Here is a 1,816-nt window from a genome sequence, read left to right as displayed (position 1 = left end):
ATCAAAAATGCTGTTTTCCCCATGACCTGTAAGGATCAGTTTGGCTGGGGCAAAGCTCACGATCTGCCTGCAAAGCTCCGACCCAATAGAACCCCCTGCTCCCGTCACCAGAACGGTCTGATTCTTCAGGTAACCGGCTACTTCCTCCAAGTCCACCGATACCGGATCCCGGCCCAGAAGATCTTCAACCTGAACTTCACGGATAGCGCTGACAGTAATCTTACCGCTTAGGATGTCATGTACCCCGGGCAGGATTTTCAGCGAAGCTGCTTTGGTTTCTTTGCAGATCTCCACAATTTCCCGGATGGCATCTCCGGAGGCAGAGGGGATAGCGATAATAATTTCATCCACATCATACCCCTTCACGATTTCCGGAATATCTTCCCTGGCTCCCAGCACGGGAAAGCCCTGAACGTGAAGGTTGATCTTGCTTTTGCTGTCATCGATAAAACCTACAGGCATTCCTTCCCGGAAGTCTCTTCTCTTCAGCTCCCGTAGAGCCAGCACCCCGGCATCCCCTGCTCCGATAATCAGTACTTTTTTCTGGTCCTTGTTCCTGACTGCGAAGATGGAGTTTTCCTGCCGCATCCGCTGACTGAAGCGCAGCCCTCCGGTCAGAACGGTGGTCAATAACCAAAAGAGGACACTGACAGAGTGAGGAAGCCTTAAGGGTGCCAGGATATAAACAGCGACTGCCACAATGGCTGCTCCTACGGATACTGCGTAGACAATGGACAAAAGCTCTCCCACGCTGGCATAACGCCAGATATTTTTATATAAGCCAAAAACATGAAATAACAACAGCAAAGCAATGCTGGCCACCAAGGCTGCAATCAGATATGTATTGACATATTCATCAGGCAGTCCTTCTTCAAACCGAAGGTAAAAGCTGCCAAATAAGGCCAAATTGATCAGGATGGCATCCAAAGCCATCAAAAACAGGGTTCGTTTGGGATGTGACACGTCTCTATTCCCAGTCCTTTCGGGACAAATTCGGTTTTCATCCTTACAAGTTTACTACAATTTTCTACGATTTACAACGTAAAACAGGGACACCTTACAGCAGGCTGAAATACCAGTTCATGAGCTTCTCTCCGAAAAGCATGCTGCTGAGAATGCCTGCAACAAGAATGGGACCATAAGGAATTTCTGTTTTTAAATTTCCTTTTCCCATGGCCAGAATCCCCACTCCGATAAATCCTCCCAGGATCGAGGCGGAAAACAAAGCCCATAAGGTCAGTTTCCAGCCCAGATAGAAGCCTACTGCAGCCATGAGCTTGATATCCCCGCCCCCAATTCCACCATGGGATAAAACTGCAATCAAAAAAAGGAGCCCGCCGGCGGAGAAAAATCCAATCAATCTATCCACCCAGGAGATTTCCTGACTGAAAAAAGCAAAAAACAACCCGGCAAGAAAAATCAGGAAGATACACCAATTGGGAATAAGCATTGTTTTGAAATCAATCCAAGCGATCAGCAAAAGAAGAGCTGCAAGGATCAGATATGCCGCACTTTCCACTGTATACCCATTGGTCCTGATAATCTCCAATAAATCCATTTTTCACACCTCTGATGAATTGTACTCCTGAACGTTATTCCACTTTAGCGGAGCACATGATAAATTTGTTTCTTTTTCTTTCTTCCTATAATACAATAAAAATATGGTTTTCAGAATAATTTGTTTAATGAAGAAAGTAACTGGCAAATATCGTTAATGGAGATGTTCAAATGAGTGCTGACATGAGAAAGCTTGGACAATTATTTATTGATTCCGAAGCAATTACCCAAAAACAGCTTGATGAAGCATTGGAAATCC

General features: G+C 45.4%; 2 protein-coding genes. Both read right to left on the bottom strand.

All coding sequences use genetic code 11. The features are described from left to right. A partial coding sequence (locus tag NC238_00725) for a polysaccharide biosynthesis protein (protein ID MCM1564479.1) occupies positions 1 to 963 on the bottom strand: 963 nt, incomplete at its 3' end. A 94-nt stretch (positions 964 to 1,057) separates the two neighbouring features. After that, entirely contained in the window at positions 1,058 to 1,558 is a 501-nt protein-coding gene (locus NC238_00720) for an A24 family peptidase (protein MCM1564478.1), read from the bottom strand. Positions 1,559 to 1,816 lie beyond the last annotated feature (258 nt).

The sequence above is a fragment of the Dehalobacter sp. genome (genome assembly GCA_023667845.1).
Classification (GTDB): domain Bacteria; phylum Bacillota; class Desulfitobacteriia; order Desulfitobacteriales; family Syntrophobotulaceae; genus Dehalobacter.
This window is presented reverse-complemented; position numbering and strand designations above follow the sequence as displayed.

Bases quoted from the DNA above. Each gene is read 5' to 3' on its own strand.
- NC238_00720 (MCM1564478.1), bottom strand. From the start codon at position 1,558: ATGGATTTATTGGAGATTATCAGGACCAATGGGTATACAGTGGAAAGT.